The sequence below is a fragment of the Dickeya poaceiphila genome (assembly GCF_007858975.2).
Classification (GTDB): Bacteria; Pseudomonadota; Gammaproteobacteria; order Enterobacterales; family Enterobacteriaceae; genus Dickeya; species Dickeya poaceiphila.
In genome coordinates this window covers 3,528,766-3,554,032 of sequence record NZ_CP042220.2, presented here as the reverse complement: position 1 = coordinate 3,554,032, position 25,267 = coordinate 3,528,766, and the positions used below count along the sequence as shown (strand labels likewise).

Here is a 25,267-nt window from a genome sequence, read left to right as displayed (position 1 = left end):
AAGAATGAACAACGTTTTGAGACTAAACGTATTTGTTTTTATTTTTATGGTGTCGAATAGTGTTTGTGCTGAAAAAGAAACGACGACAGATGATGTTCATGCTTTGGCTACCACTCAATCTGAGAATACATCAAAAAAATATTCAGCGTCATTTCGTGAAGTAGACATAAAAGAGTTTGTTGCCACTGCGGCAAAAATTTTAAAGAAGAACATTATTATTGACCCGTCCATTACGGGGCAGATTTCAGTACGTAGTTATGAAGACCTGGATGAAAATCAATACCTCGTTTTTTTTATGAACGTGATGGAAGCTTATGGCTACAGCGTGGTTTCAGTTGACAACCATACCCTGAATATCGTCCCTCAGGCGCAATCGTTGCGGGCGGCCTGGGCTGAAGGTAATAAAGGGCGGGGAAAAAATATTGTAGTGCGCCTGGCAAAAATGGACACGCTGTCTGGCGCTGAACTGGAACCCATCCTGAGTGCTATTGCGGAAAGCAGCGCAGTGAAACTGAAATATTACTCGCCAGGAAACTTGTTTATTTTCACTGGCCGCGAGGATGTCGTTGAACGACTGGTGGGCATTGTTAATCAGGTTGACAATGCCAGGAAAGATAACAGTCCGGCGGTATTTAGCCTGAGTCAGGCAAAAGCATCGGATGTTGCTAAATCCTTGCAGAATACCTTCAGAAACCTCAACCCGGAAGATAAGGATGCGCCTTTAATTTATGGCAACGATGCGACCAGGACTATTGTGGTAAAAGGTGGCGCGCAAGTTAAGGCGGAGATCGGTCGTTTAATTTCAGCCATGGATGTGCCAGGTCAGCAATCCCAGGTGTTTTTTTTAAAGTATGCTGATGCGGTGCAAATGGCGAAGCTGTTTAACAATAATCAGTCGGGAAGTTCTGAGGCTGGCGCTTTTTCGGGTAGTTCGATGGCGATGGAAGCGCTGCTGGCGCAACAATCACAACAGTTGCAGGGCGGCATGACTCCTGCTGGGCAGTCCACCAATCTGGACAGTCAGGCTACCGGCGGCTCTTTATCTGGATCTGGCGGTACGGATTTTTCGACCGACCCCAGCAGTATGTTCGGCAGCAGTATGTCCGGTGACGGCGATACGCTGCTAAAGCAAATCCACGTCCATGCTGATCGTGATAACAATGCCCTGGTCGTCAGTGCACCGCCTGCCGCAATGAAGCAGGTGTCATCCATTATACGGCAGCTTGATGTCCGGCATGAGCAGGTACTGGTTGAAGCGATTGTCGTGGAAGTGCAGAAAGCAGAAGGACTGAATCTCGGTATCTCCTGGGGAAATAAAAACTACGGTGGCAGCAACTTCAATGGCGTTAATGTCGGCAAGGGATTCACGCAGGATAATCCATTGGTGAATGCGTTAAAAAATGGCGAGGGATTAGTGGCCGGTTTTTATCACGGCAATTGGGGGACGCTGTTTAATTCGCTTGAAAGTAACCGAGGAAATAATATTCTCGCCACTCCCAGCGTGGTTACTCTGGATAATCACCGGGCGGAATTTAACGTCGGTCAGGATGTGCCTATTTTAACCGGTTCGAGAACGACCAATAACGATAATATTTTTAATACCGTTCAGCGACGCACTATTGGGATTAAATTCAGTATCGTGCCGCGCATAAATCAGAGTGGAACTATCCTGTTGAATATATCCCAGGAAATTTCCAGTTTGTCTGATACCCGACAGGTGAATAATAATCTCGGTTCGGTGTTTAATATTCGGACGGTGAATAACGTCGTGCAGGTTCAGGATGGCGAAACCGTCGTCATTGGCGGATTACTGGATGATGAAAAGAAAGAGACCGTTGATAAAGTTCCCCTGTTAGGCGATATCCCTTTTCTGGGAAATTTATTCAAGTATACCTCTCGTAATAATGATAAACGCAATCTGATGTTATTTATCCGTCCACGTATTATTCGTAGCGACAGTGCTGATACGGTGCAGATGAGGCGAGGCGCATCTTCCCCTGTGGCTGATGAAACCGCGCAGGATGCATCACACACGAGGGAAAGCCCACATGCTGATGTTAACGCCATTCTGAACGGTATCCATAAATTTACGGTGAGCTTGCGCTGATGCATCCGAAATTCTCCAGTCTGGAATGGGCGAAAAGCCAGGGCATTTTAATTGAGAAGCAGGATGATGCCTGGCGAATTTATTACCGCAACGATGCGCATCCGCAAGCGATTATGAGTGCGTTGCGCCATTGTCCATCGGGCGCATTGCTCAACGCCATTGATGGGGAAACGTTTGCTGAACGCATCGTCAGCACGTTTCAGAATAGTGATCAGCGGGCGAGTGAGGTAATGGCGGGGCTGAGCGAGGATCTGGATATGTATCAGTTAGCCGACACATTGCCTGTGCATGAAGAGATTCTCAATAATGACGATAATCCGCCAATCATTAAGCTGATTAACGCCATTCTTGCGCAGGCGCTGAAAGAGCGCGCCTCTGATGTTCATATTGAAACCTTTGAGCAGCGGGTCGCCATTCGTTTTCGCCTCAATGGCGTATTACACAAAAAACTTGAGCCTGAGCGGCGTCTCTCTTCGCTGCTGGTGTCGCGCTTAAAAGTGATGTCCCGGCTGGATATTGCAGAAAAGCGCAAACCGCAGGATGGGCGTATGAGTTTACGCATATTGGGTCGTGCCGTGGATGTCAGGGTGTCGGTATTACCTTCCAGTTATGGCGAAAGGATTGTGCTGCGTTTGCTGGATAAAAATGCCGTCAAACTGGATTTACGTCAGCTCGGTATGCCTGATGCGGTGAGAAAAAAGGTGGTGTCGTTAGTGAGCCGGCCAAATGGCATCATTCTGGTCACAGGGCCGACGGGGTCCGGTAAAAGCTCAACGCTGTATGCGATGATCAACGAACTCGATCAAGAAAAGCTCAATATCATGACTATCGAAGATCCGGTTGAATATGACATCGCCAATATCTCGCAGACTCAGGTTAACAGCAAAATTGGTATGACGTTCGCCAAAGGGTTGCGGGCTATTTTGCGCCAGGACCCTGATGTGATTTTAATCGGTGAAATTCGAGATCAGGAAACGGCGCAGATAGCGGTACAGGCATCGATGACGGGTCATCTGGTGTTGTCTACCTTGCATACCAACACGGCTCTCAGCGCACTGACCCGGTTGCAGGATATGGGCATCGAGCCTTTTATGCTGGCCAGCGCGCTGAACGCTGTCATGGCACAGCGGCTGGTGAGATGCTTGTGTCCCCATTGTCGCCAACCCGTGCCGATTACGACCGCAGAATGCCAGATGCTCAACGTGCCCTGGCAGGAAGGCATGATGGGATATCGACCACAAGGTTGCCCGGCCTGTTTTAATACCGGCTATATCGGGCGTACGTTGGTTCAGGCGCTGGTGGTGATTAATGAACCGATGCGCGAGGGGATCTATCAGCAAAAAAATGAGAATGAGCTGGCGGCGCTGGCTGGAAGCGCGGCGTCACTCAGCCTGGACGGAATGAATAAAGTTCTGGCCGGTTTAACCTCTATTGATGAAGTCATCCGAGTGACTGGTGAGCTTTATGACGATGCGTAATTTTCGCTATACCGCGGTCAATAATGAGGGGGTGCTGGTCACCGGCAGCCGTCGCGCCTTTTCGCCTGAGTCGTTGCGGGAGCATTTATTTGCCCGGCAGTTGGTGATGGTTAGTTGTCGCGCCAACCTGCTGCAACAGTGGTTGCTTTTCCTTAGGCGTCACGACAGGTTATCCACCCTCGATCAGGCGTTATTAACCCGCCAGCTTGCTTCTTTGCTTGAAGCGGGCATTCCGCTTGAGGAAGCGTTAACCACGTTGGCAAGTCAGGCGGAGAAGCAAGCCGTGAGCGCGGTGCTGAACGCGGTGCGGGAGCAATTGATAGCCGGGGTGAGTTTTGCGCAGGCGCTGCAAACCCTGCCGCATAGTTTTGACCGCTTATACTGCGCGATGGTTGCCGCCGGAGAAGCGACCGGCTGTTTAGCACTGGTGCTGACCAGACTGGCGGATTATCTCGATCAGCGTCAGAAAACCAAAAATACCTTAATTCAGGCGCTGCTTTATCCTGCGCTGCTTGCCGTCATGAGCATCATTGTGGTGTCGGTGCTGCTCACCTCTGTGGTGCCGCAAGTCGTGATGCAGCTTCAGCAAATGCATACCCCGCTGCCGCTGACCACGCGAACGCTATTAGCCATAAGCGATTGGCTAAATCGCTATGGCTGGACACTGCCGGTAGCGCTACTGGCGCTGGTTGTCGGCCTGCGCCAGATAGTCCGCGCGCCGGCGCGCCGGCTGTGGCTGGATCGTCATTTGCTTCGCTTATACGCTATCGGCCCACTATTAAGGGACATCAGCAGCGCACGCTATATCCGCACCATGGAGATATTAATCGCCAGCGCAATCCCGTTGCTGGAGTCGATGAGCGTGGCCGAAAATGTGATTAACAACAGTTTTGCACGCTTTCAACTTGCCGTAGCCAGCCAACAGGTGAATGAAGGTAAATCACTGACCGAATCGCTCAGCAATAACGACATCTTTTCCGGGATGGCAAAACATATGATCGCTTCCGGTGAACGGAGCGGCAGGCTGGAACAGATGCTGAAATATATCGCCGATATACAGGAAGAAAGTCTTAAACGGCGGGTTAGTCTGGTATTACTGCTGAGCGAGAATGGTTTATTAATTATTATTTCCAGCCTGGTTCTTTTTATTGTTATGTCAATCCTCCAGCCAATTATGCAACTCGGTAATACCATTTAACCCCTGAGAGTAAATAATTATGTTATATCGGCGCATTAAACGCGTTCAGCAAGGCTTTACCTTGTTAGAAGTCATGGTTGTTATTGTCATTATTGGACTGATGGCTACGTTGGTGCTTCCCAATATTATGGGAAGTAAGCAGCGGGCCAATATTCAAAAAGCCAAAGCGGATATCAGTGCGATTGAAAACGCATTAGAGATGTATCACCTCGACCATAATCGTTTCCCGGAACAAAGCGAGGGATTATCCGCGTTGACGGAAGGAGCAGGAAAAGAGAACAGCGAAAACCTGAGTAGCAGCTATATCCGTGATCTTCCCAAAGACCCCTGGGGGCACGACTACTATTATGCTAATCCAGGTCGCCATAAAGATGTTGATGTTTACTCTTCAGGGCCGGATGAAAAAGTCGGGACCAAGGATGATATCGGAAACTGGACTAAATAGTCGCGGTTTTAAGATAAAACACGAGAGGCGCCTGATGACTAATAATAAAAAAGCCAGTGGAATAGTGCTGCTGGAGGTGTTGATTGCCGTTTTTATGCTGGCTCTGTGTTGCAGCGCTATTTTCCGTTCTGTTTCTCAGGAAATGGCGATGACGGCGCATACCCGTGAATCGATTATCGCGGGTTGGGTTGCGGATAATATTCTGGTTCTTGCTCATCTGACTGCGTTGCCTGGCAGCGACGAGTCGATGTCTGGCAGCAGCGTCATGGGTAATCAACGCTGGGGCTGGGAACTGGGCTATGCACCGGAGGAGGAGTCGTCAGACCTGAAGCTCTTACAGATCAGGGTATTTAACGACACGCAGCCGCAGCCGTTAATCCAACTGAATATTACGCCGCCATGAAGCGAACCCAGCAAGGATTTACACTTCTTGAGGTGTTGCTGTCAGTTGCCATTGCCTCGGCATTGCTGATGAGTGCCTTCTTCATACTGCGAGGGCTGAATAGCGGTAGCCTGCGTTTGCGCCTTCAGCAGCGGAATATCACGATGCTATTGACGGGCGTGCAGCAGATGCATCAGGACCTCGCTAACCTGGTCCCGGTCAAGCGTGCGGGTGGGAGTGTACTGCTGTTTAGCGAGCCGCTGGATGGCAGTAAGTTAAGTACGCTGACGTTCAGCAGTCGTCCGCTATCTCAACGGGCATCGACGATGCAGGTTGCGTGGCGTCTGCAAAACGGCGTGATTTACCGACAAACGTCGTTCTCCCCTGGTTGGCAGGTCATCCTGACCGGAGTGCAGGGGTGGAGCATGCGCTTTTACCAGCAGGACGGTTGGCAAAACACAACCGGTTGGCAACCTTTGCCCCCCAACGCCATTGAGCTTACGGTGACCCTCAGGGATCTGGGAACCTATCAGCGCCTGATTTTGCTAAGAGGCCGACCATGACACGTGCTGACGACCAAAAAGGCGTCATCCTGCTGATAGTGATGCTGGTAGTGTTTATCGGTATGCTTCTGCTGGCGGGGGGGATGCGGAACAGTCTGCTGCTGTATCATTCGCTGCGTCATCATCGTCAACAGATTAATCAGCGTTGGGTGCTGCTGAGTGCCGAATCGATAGTAGCGCAACGCCTGCGCACGCAGTTGGTTTTGCATCACAGTCAGCTTGCTACCGGCGCCTTCGCTGCTACCGGCACGGTGCAAGATAGTAACGGCCAGGCGATAAGCTATCAGGTCAAAGATTTATCGGGCTGTTTTAATCTCAACTGGTTACTGATTGAGACGAAAAAGACTGACGGCGCCGGCGTTGGTCAAAATGATGTCATGGGTAAAAATGACAGTGTTGTTAAAAATAACGATGGTGGTAAAAATGATGACGGTGTTGGTAAAAATGTAGCCCGTGACTGGATCAATGCCGTGTTAGCAAAGCAGGGTTTCTCGCCCCTCCCATTACCGGGGGTGTTGAGAGCCATGCTGAATGGCGCAGAGTTTACCGATGCCAGCCAGTTGAGTTTGCTGCCGCTGTCGGAAGCTGAAAGGGATTTCCTGCAGCGGATCAGCTGCGTATGGCCGATTTTTTCACTGTCGCAAACGTCTGATGTATTTAAAATTAACATCAATGCGATAACCCACGAAACGCTGCCGCTGTTGGCAGAAGTACTGCATATTTCCGATAAAAAGGTGGCACTGGAGCCTTTATTGCTGAGCCGACCTGCAACCGGCTGGCATGATGCCAAGGCGTTGCCACCGGCCTTAGCGGACCTCACGCACAATAATCGCTACCTTAATTTCGGCAGCCATCATTACCTCTTGACCCTGAACTTCTCCCAGGGCGGCCAACACTTCAGCCTTGTGACGTTGCTCTATTTTTATCGAGGACAAGCGTTGGTGTATCGCCGTAACTATTTTATTGATTCTGGTGAGCGTGATGTTCTTTAAACAAAAGAAAACGGCACTGCTGTCTATCCTGTTGCCGGTCTCTCCTCATGGGCGGGTGCGGTGGTGGTGGCGTTCAGCCGACGGTAGTGAGCGGATTCATCAGGGAGAAGCCAGCAGCCTGGCGGCGTTAACCTTGCCTGATGTTGCCCGGCGCGAGGATGACGTCATTTTATGGATACCCGCCGAGCTGGGCGTGCTGGAAACGGTGAGCGTCACGGGAAAAACCGTGTTATCGGCCACACAACTGGCATTGCTGATTGAAGATAAGCTGGGCCAGCCCGCCGCTGATTTTCACTGGTGGCTGCTTGACCGCGACAGCCGGTTGATATTCGGCTGCCCGTGTGCGTGGCTATCGGCGGTACTGGGTGAGGTGAACGCGGCAGGACTCAACGTGAAGCAGATGCTGCCAGAATGGCTGAGCTTACCTGAGGCGCCCGTGGTCTTAGCCTGGGCAGAGTCGCGCTGGCTGCTTCGTTTTAGCCAGGGAGCCGGATACTGGTTACCCGCCGCCTCAGTTCAGGATTTGCTGCACCATGTTGTGGCAACAGAATTGGTGTCGCTTTATGGTCCGTCGCCGGTGGAAGCCGCGCGTTGGGCAGCGCAATCTCCGGCCCTGCAGGACGCGCAGCGCCTTGCATCATGTGGGCCTGTCGGCGTCAATTTGTTACGTGGCCTGCCTGCTTCGCTGCCTATGACGCACGCACGTCCCCTATACCGCTATATTGGGACTGTCAGCCTGGGGCTGGTGGCTACCGTGATGATTGTGCTGGTGGGGTGCCTGGGAAGGCTGGGTTATCAAATACATCAGGATACGGCATTTTTGCAGGCGTTTTATGCTCGTCAGCCCAGCGACGACACCCGTGCGGATCTGCCCGTGCTGGAGCGCTTGATCAGGGATCGGCAGCAGCAACTTGCGGTGAGCGGGGAGATGAGTGGCGGGAGTAACTTCTTTGATCAGTTGGCTGATTATTTAACCCTGAGTCAGCGATTTACTACCCCGGCAATTTCCCACCTGCGGTTCGATGCATCGCAGCGTCAACTGGCGCTTGACGTTCTCCTGCCGCAAGACGAGGCCAGTAAGCTTATTCATACTGTCCCAGCCACCGTTAGCGTGGCTGTCCGTGAGACTCAGGCAGAAAAAACCCACATTACCCTGATGATAAGGAAGCCCCAGTGAGTGCTGTTTTGCGAACGTGGTGCACGCTCAGCCAGGTTCAGCGGCGTTGGCTGGCTGGAATGGGTGTCAGCGTTATTTTACTCTTCGCGTTATTCGTGCACCTGCGTGAAAAATCCGCTCAGTTGCATCAGGCCAGCGTTTGGGCTGCACAGCAGCAGGATTTCACCGTCTGGCTGGCAGCCCGGCCTGACAAAAAAATGCTGGCGTTGCCGCTGCCGGAGGTTCTCCAGCGGTCTGCCCCGCCAGCCACTCTCGCTTTTTCATTTCAAAACCATCAGCGTGAGGCTGTGCTTGCGTCTCCTGCCGTGGTCCATTTCAACGAGTTGTTTCTCTGGCTCAGTGCGCTTCAGCAACAGTATGGCATCAGAGTGGTTCTGCTTGATGCCGTGCCAGCGGGGGAACCTGGCGACATTCGCCTGATGCATTTGGGGTTACATTCCTCAGATCCGATTGAAGCAGAGAAAGAATAGAGTGCAAAATAGTGAATAACGTTTTATTGCTACTGAGTGTTAGGGGTTAAATAACTGGTGTGGCGCTCTTCGAATATACCAAAAAATACAGAGTTGCTTCCATGCTGCCTATAATGCTTGTCAGTTTTTTAATTGACTGCATTATTTATTTCTACCGTTTATCTCCCTCTCCCTGGTATTTTTATATCAATTTCATTGCAGTCATTCATGCACAACCAATCTGTTTGCCAATGGCGATAGCAGTTTTGGCTGAAGGACTGTATATGACTGACAGTAAATTCTGTTGTTTATTCTGCAAACTTTAGCCAGGGCGGGGACTCATACTTTGTGTAGCATTGATAGCAACATTCTCATCATTTGCAATCGCCTGTACTGCATTGGCAAGATCCCACGCTGCCTGCTTGGTTTCCAGGACTGCTTTTTTAGCCTCTAGAGTCGCACGGTATACCTGTTCGGCCAGGTCCTGGCAATCCCTGGTCGTCTGACCGTAATCGCCGCACAGATGCTTGTAGTTTTCAGCATAGTCATTAGCAGCCCGTGCCTTATTTGCCGCGATATCAATTTTATTCCCCAGCGCGTCTTGCAGTATGGCTATTACCTCTGCATCATGAAAAACACGATTTTTTTGTGTGGTGCTGAGCCTTTTGACATTATTTTGAGCTTCGTTGAAATATAACTCTATAAAGGCATTAGTCACCCAGCGGCAGGTTGTTGTCGTACCCGTAACGGCACCCGCTCTGGTGGCGGCCATTACAACATTCGCCGCACTGACTGGGTCGGTTGGAGGGTTCCATAATCTGAAGAGGGACGCAGCCGTTGCACCACAGATGGTTGCCATCGCATTTGCGCCATCAATTGCGGTTATCGTGTGGTCGCCTCTGGCGACATAACTCAGCACCGAATTTAATGTTCCCCAGCCAGCCCATGCCCCCCCGGCAGCTGCTCCGTATATGAGTGCTTTATATTGCGTGCTGGTAAGCGCATAAGATGAAGGAATACTTGTGAGGCTTATGGCAATGGGTAAGCACAGCCACTTAATTAAGTGTGTCTTTAAGGTCATCATAATCACCATATTCAATACGTCACCCGCATCATCGTCAGGAGTATTATTTCAGGCATGGGGGTTGCCAAAAAAATAAACCCGATTTTGATCGGTTGATAGCATAATTAAAAGGCTAAAGGATGTATCTGTTAAAAATCCCGTGAATTTATTTCTTCCTGAAAATTGTAGTAGTGTTTAAGCGGGTGTCAAGTGTCGAATTTTTGCTTTTTTATTTCATGATAACTTGCAGGGAATATGTCGAGGGCTTTACGGGTAAGATATTTTTCATCAGGGTGTTATAACATTTCTGATTATGTGGGTAATGCTATGTTTTTTCTTTTTTAAAGGATTTTTCCTATTTTTTATTAGCGATAATCATAAATCTGTTAATAATGTTGATTAATGCCAGTCAGTTGTTTAACTGACTGGCATTTTTATTTTTATAGAATCCTATCCCTGGTCTTTTATATCAGTTTCATTACCGTCAGCGGTAATACATAAACAGCCTATTCGCCAGTAGTAACAAAAATTTTTTCCTAAAGGCCATTATAACTGACAGCAAATTCTATTGGTTATTCTGTAAACATCAGGGCCGTGGAGGCAAAGGATTCTCTGAGAAGAGAGTACTACCTTCATCATTTGCGATCGTCACTGCGAGACTGGCAAGATCCCATGCTGTCTCCTTAGCTGCAAGGGTTGCTGCACTGGCTGCGCTTTGCGCCCGAGCGACATCATCTTCTAATTCAGCGCAACGCCTGGTTGGTACCAACTCGTGCCCACAGGTAGCGATATAGTTTAACCTGACCCTGGTAGCGTTACTGCTAGCAGCACCCGCGTAATCAATTTGATTCGCAAGGTGATCTTTCAGTCTGGCGAACCGGTCTGCATCAGCAGAAAGATGTCTTCTTTTCGTGAGATCGAGATGGTCGGATTTCCCTTTTAGTGAATCGAAATATATCTGTACAACTAATTTGGTTACCCAGTAACAGCCTGTTGCCGCAGCTGGAACGGTAGCCGTTTTGATGGCGGCCGTTACAAGATTAGCTGCATTGATTGGATCGGTGGGAGGATTCCATAATCTGACGGTGCCCGCTGCAGTTGAACCACAGAGTGTTCCAACCAAACTGGCACCATCAGTTGAAGTTATCCGACCTCTGATGGAAGAATTCACTACTGTATTAAACAGTCCCCATACACCCCATGAACCCGCAGCAACTGCTCCGAGTACCAGTGCTTTATATTGCGCGTCTGTAAGCGCATAAGATGAAGGAATACTCGCCATACTGATGGCAATGGGTAAACACAGCCATTTAATGAATCGTTTCTTTAGGATCATCGTAATCACCATATTCAATCACTATATTTAATATGTCACCCGCGTTATCGTCAGGAGTATTATTTCAGGAATAGGCGTTACCCAGAAATATGCCTGCCTGCGATGTTCGCTGGCATGATAGAAAAACTAAAAGGTACACTGATTAATCGTCTTTAGAATTCATTTCTCCCTGCAGGTTGGAGTGATATTTAAGCGGGTGTTATATGGCAAAGCCCTGCCTTGTCATTTCCTGATAACTTCTGGTTAACACGCCGCCGCCTTTACTGCCTCGATAGTTTTCAATCAGAGTGTTATGATGTTTTTGGTCGTATGAATAGTATTATTTTTCTTATTGGGTAAAGGCTGCTTTCTATTTTACATTGCCGATAATCACAACTTTATTGATAATGTTGATTAATGCCAGTCAGTCAATTGCTTAACTGATTGGCATTTTTTATTTTTGCAGAATCCTACCCCAGGTCTTTTATATTAATTTCATTTTTATATCAGCTCCGCTGTCGCCAGCAGTCATACACAAACAACCTGCTCTAGCGGCAACAATGGCTTTTGCTTAAAGATTATGTATAACTGACGGCAAATTCTGTTGTTTATTCTGCAAACTTTAGCCAGGGCGTTGGCCAAAGTGTTCACCATTAATAGCCTGATGCTCATCATTTGCAACTGCCAGTACTGCGCTAGCAAGATCCCATGCTGCCTGCTTGGCGGCAAGGGTTGCTGCATCTGCTTCTTGCTGCAATCTTAATTTCTCGTACTCTAAGTCATAGCAATATCTAAATAGCTTCTCGCATTAATGCTCCACTTATCATTGTGCGGCTCCAAGGCTGGCGGGATGTCATCTCTCACAAGTGTAGCGCTATTATGAGAAGCTATTTAGTTACTCCAATTGCATTCAGGCACCTATAGTTATAGATGAACGTAGCGTTATTGGCAGCCCGGATTTTGGGACCTGCAGCATCAATTTTGGCCCCTACTTGATCCCGCAACATGGCTACCCTCGTTGCATCAGCGGAAAGACGATTTCTTTGTGTGGTGCTGAGCCTTCTGCCGCTATTTTGAGCTTCGGTGAAGTATATTTGTAGAAATGCGTTGCTGACCCAACGGCAAGCTGTTGCCGCGCCCGGAATGGCACCCGCTTTGGTGGCGGCCATTACAACATTCGCCGCACTGACTGGGTCAGTGGGAGGATTCCATAATCTGAAGGTGGCCGCAGCCGTTGCGCCACAGATGGTGCCAATTGCATTGGCGCCATCAGCTGTGGTTATTGTGTGGTCGCCTCTGGTGACATAAGTCAGCACCGAATTTAACGTCCCCCAGGCACCCCATGCCCCCGCAGCAGCTGCACCATATATGAGCATTTTGTATTGCTCGCCGGTAAGCGCATAAGATGAAGGAATACTCGCCATTCTGATGGCAATGGGTAAACACAGCCATTTAATGAATCGTTTCTTTAGGATCATCGTAATCACCATATTCAATCACTATATTTAATATGTCACCCGCGTTATCGTCAGGAGTATTATTTCAGGAATAGGCGTTACCCAGAAATATGCCTGCCTGCGATGTTCGCTGGCATGATAGAAAAACTAAAAGGTACACTGATTAATCGTCTTTAGAATTCATTTCTCCCTGCAGGTTGGAGTGATATTTAAGCGGGTGTTATATGGCAAAGCCCTGCCTTGTCATTTCCTGATAACTTCTGGTTAACACGCCGCCGCCTTTACTGCCTCGATAGTTTTCAATCAGAGTGTTATGATGTTTTTGGTCGTATGAATAGTATTATTTTTCTTATTGGGTAAAGGCTGTTTTCTATTTTACATTGCCGATAATCACAACTTTATTGATAATGTTGATTAATGCCAGTCAGTCGATTGCTTGACTGACTGGCATTTTTTATTTTTACAGAATCCTACCCCTGGTCTTTTATATCAATTGCATTACCGCCAGCAGTCATGCAAGAGCAGCCTATTCGCTAGTGGCAGTAATCGTTTTTACCTGAGTAAAATATATTTCTGATAGAAAATTCTGTTGTTTAATTCTGCAAATCTTAGCTAGGCCGGGGAGCCATACTGCGTGATGAGATTGATTCATCACCCTCATCAGCTGCAATCTTCAAGACGGCATTGGCAAGATCCCATGCTGCCTGCTTGGCGGCAAGGACTGCTGCATCTGATGCTTGCTGCTGTTCTAATTTCTTATATTCTAAGTCATAGCAATACTTAGTCAATACAACCGCGTTCAGGCACCTATAGTTATAGAGAAAAGTCGTGTTATGATAGTCCCGGGATTTGGCCGCCGCGAAATCAATCTTTTTTCCCAGGTCGTCTCGCAGTATGGCTACCACTTCTGCATCATGATAAAGACGTCTTCTGTGCATGCTGTCTAGATTCTTGGTGTTACGTTGTGCTATAAGGTAATATCCGCTTATAGCGCCATAAGTTGCCCAGCGACAGGTTGTTGCCACGCCTACAACGGCACCCGCTTTGGTGGCGGCCATTACAATATTCCCCGCATTGACTGGGTCGGTTTCAGGACTCCATAATCTGACGGTGGACGCAGCCGTTGCGCCACAGAGGGTTGCCACTATATTTGCGGAATCACCTGCAGTTATCGTGCCGCTGCCCCTGGTGACATAACTCAGCACCGAATTTAATGTTCCCCAGCCAGCCCATGCCCCCGCAGCAGCTGCACCGTATACGAGCATTTTGTATTGCTCGTTGTTAAGCGCATAAGATGAGGGAATACTCGCCATGCTGATGGCAATGGGTAAGCACAGCCATTTAATGAATCGTTTCTTTAGGATCATCGTAATCACCATATTCAATCACTATATTTAATATGTCACCCGCGTTATCGTCAGGAGTAATATTTCAGGAATAGGCGTTGCCCAGAAATATGCCTGCCTGCGATGTTCGCTGGCATGATAGAAAAACTAAAAGGTACACAGATTAAGCGTCTTTAGAATTTATTTCCCCTGCAGGTTGGAATGATATTTAAGCGGGTGTTATATGGCAAAACCCTGCCTTGTAATTTCCTGAAGACTTCTGGTCAACACGCCGCAGCCTTTACTGTCGTGATAATTCTCCATGAGGGTGTTATAACGCTCCCGGCTGGAACGGGTAATGTTATCTTTTTCTTCCGCATCAAAGGTCGTGCCCCATTTCTTACTGGCGAGAATCATAACCCTGTTGATGATGTTGTCTTCCGTACCTAAACCCTGATATCCGCATTGGTGCTTTAAGTAATTAAGTCCAGCGATAGCGGAGGACATATTTTCAATGTTTTCAGTTGTATGAGCGTTTTCATCTTTGTTTTGAATAGGTATTTTTGTTGTGCATCCAGATAGAACAAGCGTCAGTGCTACTGTTAAATTCATTGTTATATTCACGACTTTTCTCTTCATTCCTGCCTCGTTTTCCAAAATTTATTTAGTGAAATTAATTTAATGTTTTGTGTGTGAAACGTAAACGGATTTTTTTGTTTGTTTTTTTATTGATAATTGTAATGTCTGGTTAATTAATATTGATGATTTTTATAATGGTGAATTTTAAGAGTTAAAGTCATAAATGGCTTTTTTGTTTTCATGTTGATTTTTACTCATGTATTACTATGTATTAATCATGGTTCATGAATAGCATTGTAACTTGTGGGACTAATTTAAAGATATTTATTGCGTCATTTTTTAATGGCTTTGTTTAGGTGAATTTACAACCACTGACGTTAATTTACATAAGATTTGTCTTAATAAAAAATTATGGTTTTGTTGCGAGTTTAATTTTTTGATTTTCAGTAGTGAGTGCAAATAATCTACAGTGCTGTAGATATCTTAATAACCTTATTAAATGCCGAGTTTTTAATTTTTTTATGCAATTTATTTTATCATTCGGAATGTTTTCAAATTTTCGATGTGTCTTTTTTTTAATTTTATCTGAATGAAATACAATTTATTTTCTTATTATTTGGTTTTTTCCGACAGGCAGGGGGAAAGCTCATTTTCGATATTGGGGAAATATTACGCTTAATATATCGATATTGCTTATAGGAAGATAATTTCCAAAGACGCCACCTGCTCGCGCCACTTCTCGATTTGCTCTTTTCTCGCCGTCGTTACTTTCCCACTTGTTACCAACAACCAGTGGCGCTCTGGGAACACTTCCGGGGCGAGCACGGCAGGGGAGAGTGGAAGCACACTAATGCGGTGCCTCTGCCCGGTTCGTTTAAGCGCTTCCAGCCAAATTTCGCAGGGGTCGGTTAATTGCCAGCCACAGATCAGATAATTATCTCCAGGGGCTTTTCTGTCACCTTCAATACAAAATGAGGTGTAGGAAATGATAATCCCGTCTAATACCTCACGCAGCGTCATCATGGTGGGAATATTTGCTGACATTTTGCTTCGTAGTGGGCGTAGCACCTCATCGACCAATTCCACTCTGGGATACTCGCGGCCTGTGTCGTAGATAAGTTGGCGCAGTGATTCAATGCGTCCTTCTTTGAGGCGCTGGAGCATGGTTTCCTGTAACGTTGCCCAGTTGTTGCTCCGTAATGTTTCTGGACGTTCCAGAAGCGGTTTGACCTGGCTAACGGGAACCCCTTTTCTTACCCAGTCGAGAATTTTCAGCGCCTGCTGAACATCCGCATCGCTATACAAACGATGCCCGCCATCAGTTCGCAGTGGTTTAAGCAAACCGTAGCGGCTCTGCCATGCCCTGAGTGTGGTGGCATTAATACCGCAGAGTCTGGCAAATTCGCCGATGGAGTAAGGCATGGGAGTGTCCGCTGGAGATTATTTTACTTGATATACTACGAACATTTTGGTGTTGAATGAAGCGCCGGGCAGCAGGGCGTGTGATTTGTACCACACGCCAACGTGCCTTACCCGGCAAGCGTGAGCAGGCGAGTCGTTAGTTTCGTCTGGAATGTACCTGTATTTATCCGTTACTGGAGTGGACATAGCGAAAAAAGCCAATTCATCATTGAGTTTATGGTCTCTCACTATGAGGAACCGGCCAGAATAATGCCGCTTGCCCCCAGACGTTGTCGCTGTTGTAACCTAGCTGCCACACCTCTCCATCATAAATAGTGAAGAAATTACCGTGCTTATCCACGCGTGGGCCGGTGTAATTTTTAGCAATTCCGTCACGGGCGGCTATATTGAGTAATCTCTGACGTTCAGCGCGATCCGACGGCGATGCGCTAAGTCGAGACGGCAGTCGTAGTATCTCTTCATGGCTATACTTGAAACAGCGTAAAGCACAGTTATTGGCATAGATAAAGATAGGGTCAGTTCCGCTCCCATGAGCCAGAATGCTATAAGGCGCTTGCTGATCTAGCCACAGATAACGGTCTTCGATACTTTCAGGACAAAAGAGTCTCTTACCGTTCACTGCCTCATAACATTCATCGATTCGCTTCAATAATGCCAAACGTTCTTCTGTTGCCATGAATTGTTCCCCTTGCAATGTTGGACCTGCCGATATGACTTCAGGGCAGATAGCGTATCAGCTATCTAACGCAACCAGGCGACACTTGCCATGTTTATGTCTGTACGTGTGGCTACAGGTTAGCAATTTCAGACTTGTCTGACGGGCGCAAGGCTGAATATAAAAGGCTCAATCTAAATAGCATCAGGGATGCTGCGCGGAAAAAATCATAATGAGCTGTGTCTCTCCGGTTTTTAGTGTCACCGCCAATGAGGATCTTCAACTAAATATGCGCTTGATGTCAGAAGACTCCATGCCACCATAGTGGGCTTTTCACTTAATGGGAGCGACTGCTTCCACCTTTAACCGCTTTCAGGACTTGCAGCCTCTGCGCTTGAGTGTAACGCGCTTTCTTCATGGTAAATTTTCATTGGTTATACTTTAATCAGGAAACGAGATTAATCGATAAGACTAAATTCAGAGGGTTCTACATATGGATTTGATTTATATATCTTTTCTCTGTCAGTCGATTGTTTGCCCAGTTGAAATACGTGACGGAACGCCTTCGGGATACGGCACATACCGCCAACGCCTGGAAGGCATAAACCATGATGGTTAACGACTTAAACAGGGTTTCCATGCCTTTACGATCACTCCAGGCACTGTGTTTAGTGAATTTTTTTATGGCTGATGTAAGGGACGGACTTGGCCCTTTTCTGGGGATTTTTCTCACTGAACATCACTGGAGAACCGATAACATTGGCTGGATTATGACTGCCGGCGGTCTGGCGGGGCTGGTTGCCACCATGCCTTCTGGACTGGTTGCTGACGCTTCCCGAAATAAGAGACTGATACTCGTCGCTTGTTGCGTACTCATAACCACCGCGACACTGTTACTCTGGTATTTTCCGAATATTTATATTGTTGGTTTTTCACAAGTTATAACAGGGATGTCCGCCGCATTTATTGCGCCCCTGCTAACAGGGATTACGCTTGGGTTAACTGGCCCTTCAGGGTTTAACCGTCAGATGGGAATGAACGAGGCGTTTAATCACGCAGGAAACATGAGTGCCGCGATGTTAGCTGGCGCTCTGGTGTTGTATTGGGGAACCGATGTCATCTTTATCCTGATGACCGGTATGGCGATATGTGCAACGATAGCCGTTTTTGCTATCCGAAATAATGATATCGATAACCGTGTAGCCCGTGGGCTGAGCGGTTGTGGCAATTCCGCGACTGTCCCCAATCTTTCCGCCATTATCACTAACCCAGTGGTGATGATTACCGGGGTCACACTCATGCTCTTTCATCTGGCCAACGCTGCCCTATTGCCCATGCTAAGTATGCGTGTGGCATCTACGCCTGACGGCGGGGAAATGAGTGCGGGAGTTTATGCGGCGGCGACAGTCATTATTTCGCAACTGGTGATGATCCCGGTAGCCTTATTTGCAGCCGCCAGGGCAGAAAAATATGGCTACCCTCTGCTGATTACGGCTGCGTTAATTGTGCTACCGCTGCGTGCCGCGCTGGCCTGCGCATCCGCCGGGCCGCTTTTTATGATACCGGTTCAGGTATTGGATGGTGTGGCTGCGGGGCTTCTGGGCGTGGCGGTACCCGGCTATATTGTTAAGTTGTTGGAAGGTAGCGGACATACCAATGCCGGGCAGAGCTTTGTCATGCTGTTGCAAGGTATCGGTGCTGCATTCAGCCCCGCGCTAGCGGGAAATATTGCGACGAAATATTCATACAGCGTGGCTTTTGCCGTGCTTGGCGCAATAGCCTTACTTGCACTGTTCATCTGGTGGCTTCGCCGCCTTTTTTACTGGACTCAAGAAGAACAGCAGTATTATTGATTGGCCAATACGAAACATCCCGATAAAAATTGGCTTTCCATCTCAAGTCGCACTGTAAAGCGAGATGACTTAGGAAAACCACACGACACCACACGCAAGGACATTCGAGGTATGCTCAAAATACTTGGCAAAACGACGTCAATAAATGTGCGTAAAGTGCTCTGGACCTGCGAAGAAGCGGGACTGGATTATGTTCAGGAAGATTACGGTAGTGGATTTGCCTCGACACAAACCGATGCCTTTCGCGCCATGAACCCAAACGCCATGGTGCCCGTGTTGATTGACGATGAATTCGTGCTGTGGGAATCCAATTCGATTTGCCGCTATCTGGTGCGCAAAGCCGGGCGAGATGACCTGCTCCCCAACGAACCACAGGCGTGCGCTAACGTCGAGCACTGGATGGATTGGCAGGCGACCGAATTTAACAATTCCTGGCGTTATGCCTTCCCGGCTCTGGCGCGCAAGAACCCAGCCTATAATGATCAAAACGCGATTGCCGCAGGCATTAAAGAGTGGAACCACTGTATTGGCATTCTTGAACAACAACTCCAGCGCACCGGTGCATGGGCGGCAGGTAAGACGTTTACGCTGGCAGATGTGGTGCTTGGGCTATCGGTGAATCGCTGGAAAATGACGCCGTTTCCCCATCCCGACGTTCCTGCCATTGACGCGTGGTTTACGCGCTTGAATCAGCGACCAGCATTTTTGCGTCATGGGAATAATGGTATGGTCTGAGAAACAAGCGTTGCAAAAACGGCTGTAGTATCAATATCTCGCCCGCACCCTCCAGGTGCGGGTCGCTTTGAGTAGTACAGCGTCACCTTTGGGTTCGCGCTATTTCTGTAACACTGGCGTTGCTTGTGCAAGCAAATCTGCGATCATGACTAACTCTTGTCTGGTAGCGCAGCGTCGCCCATTTTGGGCCAGTGTATTAGCCAATTTAATTAGCGCTTCTGGGTTTCCGATCAAGTATTCAACAAGCTCCAGAGGAGTCATTCCCTGTGAGTCGCGTTGCCATGCAAGTTCGGGGGCCAGTCGCAGCAAGCGCCTGACAGCATGAAAATTGGCCGCCCAACTTGCCGTATGCAGTGGTGATCGCCCCTCATCGGTAAGATGATTTAGACGACACGGGTGATCAAGTAGCGCATCCACACAACTATCGACTCCAGATTTGATCGCCGAATGTAGCGCCGTCACGCCTGTACTACTTTGTATTTCTGGATCGGCACCGGCTTCCAGCATGAGGGAGACTAGCGTGGTATCTCCGTCCTCTGCCATCAGCATCAGCGGGGTTTGTCCCTTAATGTCGGGGATATTAAGCTGCTTAGGACTCTCTTTAGCCAGTTGCCCAATAAACGCTCGCCAATGTGCCAACATGGTTTCGAACCGACCTATTTCGCTTTTCTGCTCAAGTGGAACCATTTGCTTCCTTATCGGTATGTTCTGCATAAACCGATAATGCATCTTGATCAGCGCCATCAAGACCGAATTTCCGTCCACATCAGGCAGCGTCGATTTCAGCAGTTGGCTATTGGCTTTGATCCACTTTTGCAAGCCCTCTTGATCGCCAACCTGTAACAATGGCATTAGCTGTTTAAACAACCGCGCTATCGTGCCTTTTATATGGCGCGTTTCAGGCTGAATACCGGGATAGGGTCTGTACAGGTGATTCCAAAAGTAATCTGATGCCCAGCGTGCAGTTTCCTCGATAGAGGGAATCGCATCACCTGTGGCCATCATTCTTCCGGTCTTCATCGCCCGATAGTATTTTTCATGGTTATTATGGATTAGCTTCTGGTTGGCAACTTCTACGGCCAATATATCCCTCGCAATTTCACCACGCAAAGGACCATAATTCCTTATCAGAGTTGCATCCAGCGCCTCCCTGAATAACCTGGCTGCCCCTTCAAAATCATTACTGGCCAACAGGTGTTTGGCTTGGTATTGCAAAATAGGCGCTTTCCATAACTCATATCCTGAGCTAGCTTCAGCTTCGTCAAGTAGGGCCTGGACTCTGGTCATCGTGTTTTTTGGCCTTTGCTTGCACTCACCATTCAGATAACCGTCAATCTCCAACAAAATAGTCTGAACAATTTCAGAGGGGGGTCATCGCCAGTTCCCGTAAGCGTTTAATGGCCGCTTCTCTGGCGCGCAGGCTAAGGGAGGAATGCTGCGCGACCTGCCTGACGACCGAATATCTGTGTTCGGTTTGCAAGGCGCGCCAAGGGGATGAAATGCTCATCCGATCAATCAACAAACAGATAGCGTTAATCTCGTCAGCATAGGCTTTGGCGCGCTCCATTTCTCTTTGAATAATGGATAAAGTGGACTTTTCGTCGGCTCCCCAGTGATCTTCAAGCGTCGCCTCCGGTTCCACACTGGAGAAATGACGTGTCAGTAACTCAGCCAGTTCCCGGTTTGCCGTTTCCCCCTGTTCTCTACAGCATCGCCGTGCATCAACCGTCAAGTTGTAGACAGACTTATAGATGGCGAACAGTTGAAGTAATTTGTTTTGCTGGGGATCTGCACACTGCCTGTCGACATCGGGGCAGAGAAATTTGAGTAGACGGACATAACCATCCTGCACCATCCGGGCGAGTAACAGACGCTGGCGGATAGTTTTGAGTAAAGGTGCTGCATAACGATCCGTGATACATTTAACGAAGGTAGCTCGCTCATCCTCATCAGCCTGTCCCGCCAGGATGGCCTCGATCCTCCCAGGTTGAGTCATGGGGATTTCCAGCCGCAATTTATCGGCAGTCAGTTCCTTATTTTTCACAAAATTCAGAATGCTGATGAATTGTTCAGAAGGGGGACAATCGCTGTGAAGGAAGATTGCTCCGTCAAAGCGCAGGTCTGTCCCGTCGGCGAAATACTTATTGATGGCCCCAGGGCTAATCGTGGTTCCATTACGCCAGTTATATAAGGACCGACGCAGGCCATCATAGCCATTCTCTGTCGTTCCACTTTGCAGGTCCGCAAACGTCTCCAGAGACATGCCCAGCAGATCCAGCAGCCAATCGACCACCTGAGCTACCGGCATATACAGGCCAGGTTTGCCATCCACTTCGCAAGGTTCCGGCAGATACCAGAAACGCCCACCCGGCATACCCGTATCCAGTGCTTTTTCAAGACTCCAGAAGCCGACACGGCGTGCCAGAGCAGGCACGTAGAAATGTGTCAGCAGTGTCCAGAGGATTTGGCGCTGGTCGGCGGCGAAGGTCCAGGTGTTCAGCTCAAGGGACTTGTAGGCGTTCGCAAATTCCATGAGGTTGTTGATGGCATCCATCTGCGCCAGTGGGTCCATACCCAGCGCTTCTAAGATGTCGTGAAGGATTTCTTCACCCATATCCTTTTGAGTTTTAGGGCTTATCTGCCCGGTCAAGAATTTGGTTTTCTTGATTGTCTGATAACTCCGACAACCAAGACTTTGATGAATTTCCAGCAAGATAGCTTCGGCCAGTGGCAAGGTGCTCATGTTGTGTTTGTTCCAACAGTTGTTTGGTGTCACGGCCATTTTGGCAATATCGATGAGCAGAGTCTCTGAAATCTCTTGTATCCCCCCATGCTGTATGACTAACAGGGGAGGGGTAAGCCAAGGATGCCATGTAACATTTTGTTTTTTTATAATTATCCTATTAAGAAGTGATGAGTAAATTAGATAGCGACGAGTGATCCATTATCTGATGGTGCTTTCTGGCCATCCCATGATTTCGTTGATGTGTTTATCCTTTACATCTGCATATGGTGACCCTATACATATGCAGAGCATCAGCCTATACTGAGCATATGCAGATGGGCCATGAGGCCAGAAACCAGGAGGACATCATGCGAACCGTATCCATTTTTAAAAACGGCAACAACCGCGCCATCCGTTTGCCCCGCGATCTGGATTTTGAGGGGGTGAGCGAACTGGAGATCGTCCGCGACGGGGACAGAATCATCCTGCGTCCCGTCCGCCCGACTTGGGGTTCGTTCGCTCAGTTGGAGAAGGCAGATTCGGATTTTATGGCGGAGCGCGAGGACGTGGTCAGCGACGAAGGACGATTTGACCTGTGAATAACATTTACATGCTGGACACCAACATCTGCTCGTTCATCATGCGCGAGCAACCGGAAGTCGTGATAAAAAAACTTGAACAGTCGGTGCTGCGTAACCAGCGGATTGTGGTCTCGGCTATCACCTATGCCGAAATGCGCTTCGGGGCCACCGGCCCGAAGGCCTCGCCACGCCACATTCAGCTGGTCGATGAATTCTGCGCCCGCCTCGATGCCATCCTGCCCTGGGATCGTGCCGCTGTGGACGCCACCACGGACATTAAAGTGGCGCTGCGGCTGGCCGGGACCCCCATCGGCCCGAACGACACGGCGATCGCCGGGCACGCCATTGCCGCCGGTGCCGTGCTGGTGACGAATAATGTGCGGGAGTTTGCGCGGGTGCCCGGCCTGACAATGGAAGACTGGGTAAAATAGCGGAAAATTTAAAGGTGCAGGAAATGGATGAACTGAAGATTGATAATCCGGCACAACGCTTGCTGGATATTCTTGAAGAAGGTAACCAATATAAAACCAATGAAAATTGTCGGACTGTGTGGAAGAAGATGTTACACATCCAGCACACCATATTCTTATCCGGCTGTCGCAGGTGATGGCATTGCCCGAGCGCATAGTACAGGTGAGGGAGAACAATTTTTCATCACTACGGGGAAATCCACTCACTGGGAAACCTGTGTGAGTACCGCTTTTACGTCGCAAAACCTTAATGATACGTGGCATTCGTTCATCCAGCATAGTATCAACACCGAAGGCCGAAAAGAGCTGCTGGGGATGTGGCTGGCCGAAAACGAAGGGGCGAAGTTCTGGCTGAATGTACTGACCGAACTGAAGAACCGGGGACTTCAGGACATCCTGATAGCCTGCGTAGACGGCCTGAAAGGTTTCCCGGATGCGATAAACAGCGTATATCCGCAGACCCATATTCAGCTCTGCATTATCCATATGGTGCGCAACAGCCTTAAATACGTCTCGTGGAAGGATTACAAAGACATTACCAGCGGATTGAAAGCAGTGTATCGGGCCCCTACAGAGCAAGCGGCGCTGATGGCGCTGGAGGCATTCCAGAACTGGCGGCTGGCCCCCTCTGTCAGGATAGTTGTCACCCCCATCGAAAATACTAATGACAAGATGGGAACAGAGCGTGAAGCGTATTTCACCAGAACGTAAATCAGCCGCACTGGCCAAATTATTACCGCCCTACAACATGACCGTCACCGCAGTTGCGCAGATGGAAGGGATATCGGAAGCTACCCTTTATTACTGGCGTAACAAGGCGAAAGCAGAGGGAATACCGGTGCCGGGGGCAGACAAAACTACAGACCAATGGTCAGCCGAAGCCCGGCTGGCTGTGATTATCGAAACAGCTACACTCAGCGAAACAGAACTCGCGCAATACTGCCGTAAAAAAGGGCTTTACCCGGAACAGATTAGGCAGTGGAAACAAGGCTTTTTGCAGGTATCGTCGCCCGGTGACAAAGCCGCTCTAAAACAGAGCCAGAAAGAAATTAAGCAACTCAAACGCGAACTGGCGCGTAAGGAAAAAGCACTGGCGGAGGCGGCGGCGATACTGGTGCTGCGAAAGCAGTTGCGGGATTACTACGGCGTCACCGACGAGGACGACTGACACCAGCAGCAGAACGGCAGGCCCTCATCGGTCACGTGCGGGAAGCGATGGCGTCAGGTGCACGATTGTCCGTGTCGCTCGCTGAAGCTGGATTAAGCGAGCGGACGTGGCGACGCTGGCAAACGTCGTGGGAGGACAAGCGTGTCAGCGCGGTCAGGCCCTCCCCGGTGAACCAGTTAAGTGAACAAGAAGAGCAACAGATACTGGCAGTGTGCCATCAGCCAGACTACGCCAGCCTCCCCCCTTCACAAATCGTACCGGCGTTGGCGGATAAGGGGATTTATCTGGCAAGCGAGTCAACCTTTTACCGGGTACTGCGTCGTCATGGAGAGGTGCATCGCCGGGGACGGCAACGGGCAGCGCAGAAAGTCACCCCGGCTACGAGTTGGCAGGCCAACGGGCCGAATGAGGTGTGGACATGGGACATTACATGGGTTCCGTTAACCGTAAAGGGGCGCTGGTTTTACCTGTATCTGGTGGAAGACCTCTACAGCCGAAAAATCGTGGGATATGAAGTGCATGAAACTGAAAGTGGTGAGCAGGCGGCAGCCCTGATACAACGCACGGTCCTTCGGGAAGGATGCTGGCAAAACCCGCCGGTACTTCATGCGGACAACGGCGCGGCGATGAAATCACAGACGTTGCAAATGAAGCTACACGAGCTGGCGATAACACCCTCTCACAGCCGGCCGAGGGTCAGTAACGATAACGCGTATGTGGAGTCGCTGTTCCGGACACTGAAATATATCCCGCAGTGGCCGTCATCGGGGTTCGATAGATTGGATGAGGCGCGTGAATGGGTAGAGGTTTTTGCTCAGTGGTATAACGAAATGCACAGACATAGCGGCATCAGGTATGTGATGCCGGGTCAGCGACATCGTGGAGAAGACGGTGTGTTGCTGAAAAATCGGGATGAGGTGTACAAAAAGGCAAAAGCGGAACGGCCTGAACGCTGGTCTGGCAGAACACGAAACTGGCATCCGGCAGGCAAGGTAATGCTGAATCCGGAACGGGAAAAAAAGGCAGCCTAAATCAACCGGGGGTGCCAACTATCTTGACACTTACCGCTGGCGATGAGCCGCTTTATTATCGAGTTCGGTGATCGCCTGAGCGCTCACCTTTAATAGG

Annotated in this window: 24 protein-coding genes and 1 pseudogene; 16 read left to right on the top strand and 9 right to left on the bottom strand. The window is 49.0% G+C overall.

Going from position 1 to position 25,267, the window contains the following annotated elements; translation table 11 throughout:
- Window positions 1-4 precede the first annotated feature (4 nt).
- The 9 genes from gspD to gspM all read left to right on the top strand — a co-directional run bounded on the left by gspD (window position 5) and on the right by gspM (window position 8,812).
- Window positions 5-2,107, top strand: a complete 2,103-nt coding sequence (gene gspD, locus Dpoa569_RS15915) for a type II secretion system secretin GspD (RefSeq protein ID WP_042868723.1) — start codon at window positions 5-7, stop codon at window positions 2,105-2,107.
- Window positions 2,107-3,585 (top strand): GspE/PulE family protein, encoded by a 1,479-nt coding sequence (locus tag Dpoa569_RS15910; protein WP_050569393.1) that lies wholly within the window; start codon window positions 2,107-2,109, stop codon window positions 3,583-3,585. The genes gspD and Dpoa569_RS15910 overlap by 1 nt, the downstream gene beginning before the upstream one ends.
- On the top strand, window positions 3,572-4,783 hold the full coding sequence (locus tag Dpoa569_RS15905) for a type II secretion system F family protein (protein ID WP_227983076.1): 1,212 nt from the start codon (window positions 3,572-3,574) through the stop codon (window positions 4,781-4,783). Before Dpoa569_RS15910 ends, Dpoa569_RS15905 begins: the two co-directional genes overlap by 14 nt.
- Window positions 4,784-4,802: 19 nt before the next feature.
- Window positions 4,803-5,228, top strand: coding sequence for a type II secretion system major pseudopilin GspG (gspG, locus tag Dpoa569_RS15900; protein ID WP_042868727.1), 426 nt, complete (start codon window positions 4,803-4,805; stop codon window positions 5,226-5,228).
- Window positions 5,229-5,262: 34 nt separating this feature from the next.
- Window positions 5,263-5,631 carry a type II secretion system minor pseudopilin GspI gene (gspI, locus tag Dpoa569_RS15895; RefSeq protein WP_042868729.1) on the top strand — a complete coding sequence of 123 codons (369 nt, stop codon included), beginning with the start codon at window positions 5,263-5,265 and terminating at the stop codon, window positions 5,629-5,631.
- Complete coding sequence (locus Dpoa569_RS15890; protein ID WP_042868731.1) at window positions 5,628-6,173, top strand: type II secretion system protein GspJ; 546 nt, start codon at window positions 5,628-5,630, stop codon at window positions 6,171-6,173. The genes gspI and Dpoa569_RS15890 overlap by 4 nt, the downstream gene beginning before the upstream one ends.
- 62 nt (window positions 6,174-6,235) lie before the next feature.
- Complete coding sequence (locus tag Dpoa569_RS15885) at window positions 6,236-7,165, top strand: type II secretion system protein GspK (RefSeq protein ID WP_227983074.1); 930 nt, start codon at window positions 6,236-6,238, stop codon at window positions 7,163-7,165.
- The gene (gene gspL, locus Dpoa569_RS15880; protein ID WP_128569674.1) at window positions 7,155-8,342 is read left to right on the top strand and encodes a type II secretion system protein GspL; all 1,188 of its coding nucleotides are present in this window, start codon (window positions 7,155-7,157) and stop codon (window positions 8,340-8,342) included. Before Dpoa569_RS15885 ends, gspL begins: the two co-directional genes overlap by 11 nt.
- Window positions 8,339-8,812, top strand: a complete 474-nt coding sequence (gspM, locus tag Dpoa569_RS15875; RefSeq protein ID WP_042868736.1) for a type II secretion system protein GspM — start codon at window positions 8,339-8,341, stop codon at window positions 8,810-8,812. The genes gspL and gspM overlap by 4 nt, the downstream gene beginning before the upstream one ends.
- Window positions 8,813-9,113: 301 nt before the next feature.
- Here the strand turns inward: gspM and Dpoa569_RS15870 are convergent, their stop codons facing one another.
- From Dpoa569_RS15870 to Dpoa569_RS15840, 7 genes are all read right to left on the bottom strand, one after another.
- Window positions 9,114-9,890 carry a hypothetical protein gene (locus Dpoa569_RS15870; protein WP_128569675.1) on the bottom strand — a complete coding sequence of 259 codons (777 nt, stop codon included), beginning with the start codon at window positions 9,888-9,890 and terminating at the stop codon, window positions 9,114-9,116.
- Window positions 9,891-10,440: 550 nt separating this feature from the next.
- A complete protein-coding gene (locus Dpoa569_RS15865; RefSeq protein ID WP_146411537.1) occupies window positions 10,441-11,202 on the bottom strand; it encodes a hypothetical protein in 762 nt (253 codons plus the stop codon).
- Between the two features lie 854 nt (window positions 11,203-12,056).
- Window positions 12,057-12,659 (bottom strand): hypothetical protein, encoded by a 603-nt coding sequence (locus Dpoa569_RS15860; RefSeq protein WP_146411534.1) that lies wholly within the window; start codon window positions 12,657-12,659, stop codon window positions 12,057-12,059.
- Window positions 12,660-13,234: 575 nt separating this feature from the next.
- Window positions 13,235-14,005 carry a hypothetical protein gene (locus tag Dpoa569_RS15855; RefSeq protein WP_128569728.1) on the bottom strand — a complete coding sequence of 257 codons (771 nt, stop codon included), beginning with the start codon at window positions 14,003-14,005 and terminating at the stop codon, window positions 13,235-13,237.
- Window positions 14,006-14,191: 186 nt separating this feature from the next.
- The gene (gene gspS / locus Dpoa569_RS15850) at window positions 14,192-14,590 is read right to left on the bottom strand and encodes a type II secretion system pilot lipoprotein GspS (protein ID WP_042870900.1); all 399 of its coding nucleotides are present in this window, start codon (window positions 14,588-14,590) and stop codon (window positions 14,192-14,194) included.
- Between the two features lie 633 nt (window positions 14,591-15,223).
- On the bottom strand, window positions 15,224-15,952 hold the full coding sequence (locus Dpoa569_RS15845) for a MerR family transcriptional regulator (RefSeq protein ID WP_042870898.1): 729 nt from the start codon (window positions 15,950-15,952) through the stop codon (window positions 15,224-15,226).
- A 214-nt stretch (window positions 15,953-16,166) separates the two neighbouring features.
- Window positions 16,167-16,628 carry an MEKHLA domain-containing protein gene (locus Dpoa569_RS15840; protein ID WP_042870896.1) on the bottom strand — a complete coding sequence of 154 codons (462 nt, stop codon included), beginning with the start codon at window positions 16,626-16,628 and terminating at the stop codon, window positions 16,167-16,169.
- Between the two features lie 617 nt (window positions 16,629-17,245).
- Here Dpoa569_RS15840 and Dpoa569_RS15835 point away from each other — a divergent pair.
- Both Dpoa569_RS15835 and Dpoa569_RS15830 read left to right on the top strand, forming a co-directional pair.
- Entirely contained in the window at window positions 17,246-18,460 is a 1,215-nt protein-coding gene (locus tag Dpoa569_RS15835; RefSeq protein ID WP_042873937.1) for an MFS transporter, read from the top strand.
- Window positions 18,461-18,571: 111 nt separating this feature from the next.
- Entirely contained in the window at window positions 18,572-19,195 is a 624-nt protein-coding gene (locus tag Dpoa569_RS15830; protein ID WP_042870895.1) for a glutathione S-transferase family protein, read from the top strand.
- A gap of 99 nt (window positions 19,196-19,294) precedes the next feature.
- Here the strand turns inward: Dpoa569_RS15830 and Dpoa569_RS19650 are convergent, their stop codons facing one another.
- Window positions 19,295-20,482 carry an ankyrin repeat domain-containing protein gene (locus tag Dpoa569_RS19650; protein ID WP_050569453.1) on the bottom strand — a complete coding sequence of 396 codons (1,188 nt, stop codon included), beginning with the start codon at window positions 20,480-20,482 and terminating at the stop codon, window positions 19,295-19,297.
- Between the two features lie 73 nt (window positions 20,483-20,555).
- Window positions 20,556-21,938 carry a hypothetical protein gene (locus Dpoa569_RS19645; RefSeq protein WP_071604305.1) on the bottom strand — a complete coding sequence of 461 codons (1,383 nt, stop codon included), beginning with the start codon at window positions 21,936-21,938 and terminating at the stop codon, window positions 20,556-20,558.
- Between the two features lie 350 nt (window positions 21,939-22,288).
- Between Dpoa569_RS19645 and vapB the strand changes: the two genes are divergently transcribed.
- From vapB to Dpoa569_RS15800, 5 genes and pseudogenes are all read left to right on the top strand, one after another.
- Entirely contained in the window at window positions 22,289-22,519 is a 231-nt protein-coding gene (vapB, locus tag Dpoa569_RS15820) for a type II toxin-antitoxin system VapB family antitoxin (RefSeq protein WP_042870894.1), read from the top strand.
- Window positions 22,516-22,932, top strand: a complete 417-nt coding sequence (locus Dpoa569_RS15815; protein WP_042870892.1) for a type II toxin-antitoxin system VapC family toxin — start codon at window positions 22,516-22,518, stop codon at window positions 22,930-22,932. Before vapB ends, Dpoa569_RS15815 begins: the two co-directional genes overlap by 4 nt.
- A 23-nt stretch (window positions 22,933-22,955) precedes the next feature.
- The gene (locus Dpoa569_RS15810) at window positions 22,956-23,108 is read left to right on the top strand and encodes a hypothetical protein (RefSeq protein WP_155683842.1); all 153 of its coding nucleotides are present in this window, start codon (window positions 22,956-22,958) and stop codon (window positions 23,106-23,108) included.
- A gap of 145 nt (window positions 23,109-23,253) precedes the next feature.
- A pseudogene (locus Dpoa569_RS19460) lies at window positions 23,254-23,577 on the top strand (transposase); the annotation flags it as partial.
- Window positions 23,578-23,656: 79 nt separating this feature from the next.
- Window positions 23,657-25,170, top strand: a protein-coding gene (locus Dpoa569_RS15800; RefSeq protein ID WP_146411531.1) for an IS3 family transposase whose coding sequence is annotated in 2 segments (ribosomal slippage) — window positions 23,657-24,119 and window positions 24,119-25,170 — 1,515 coding nt in all. Because the reading frame shifts where the segments join, the coding sequence is not laid out codon by codon here.
- Window positions 25,171-25,267 lie beyond the last annotated feature (97 nt).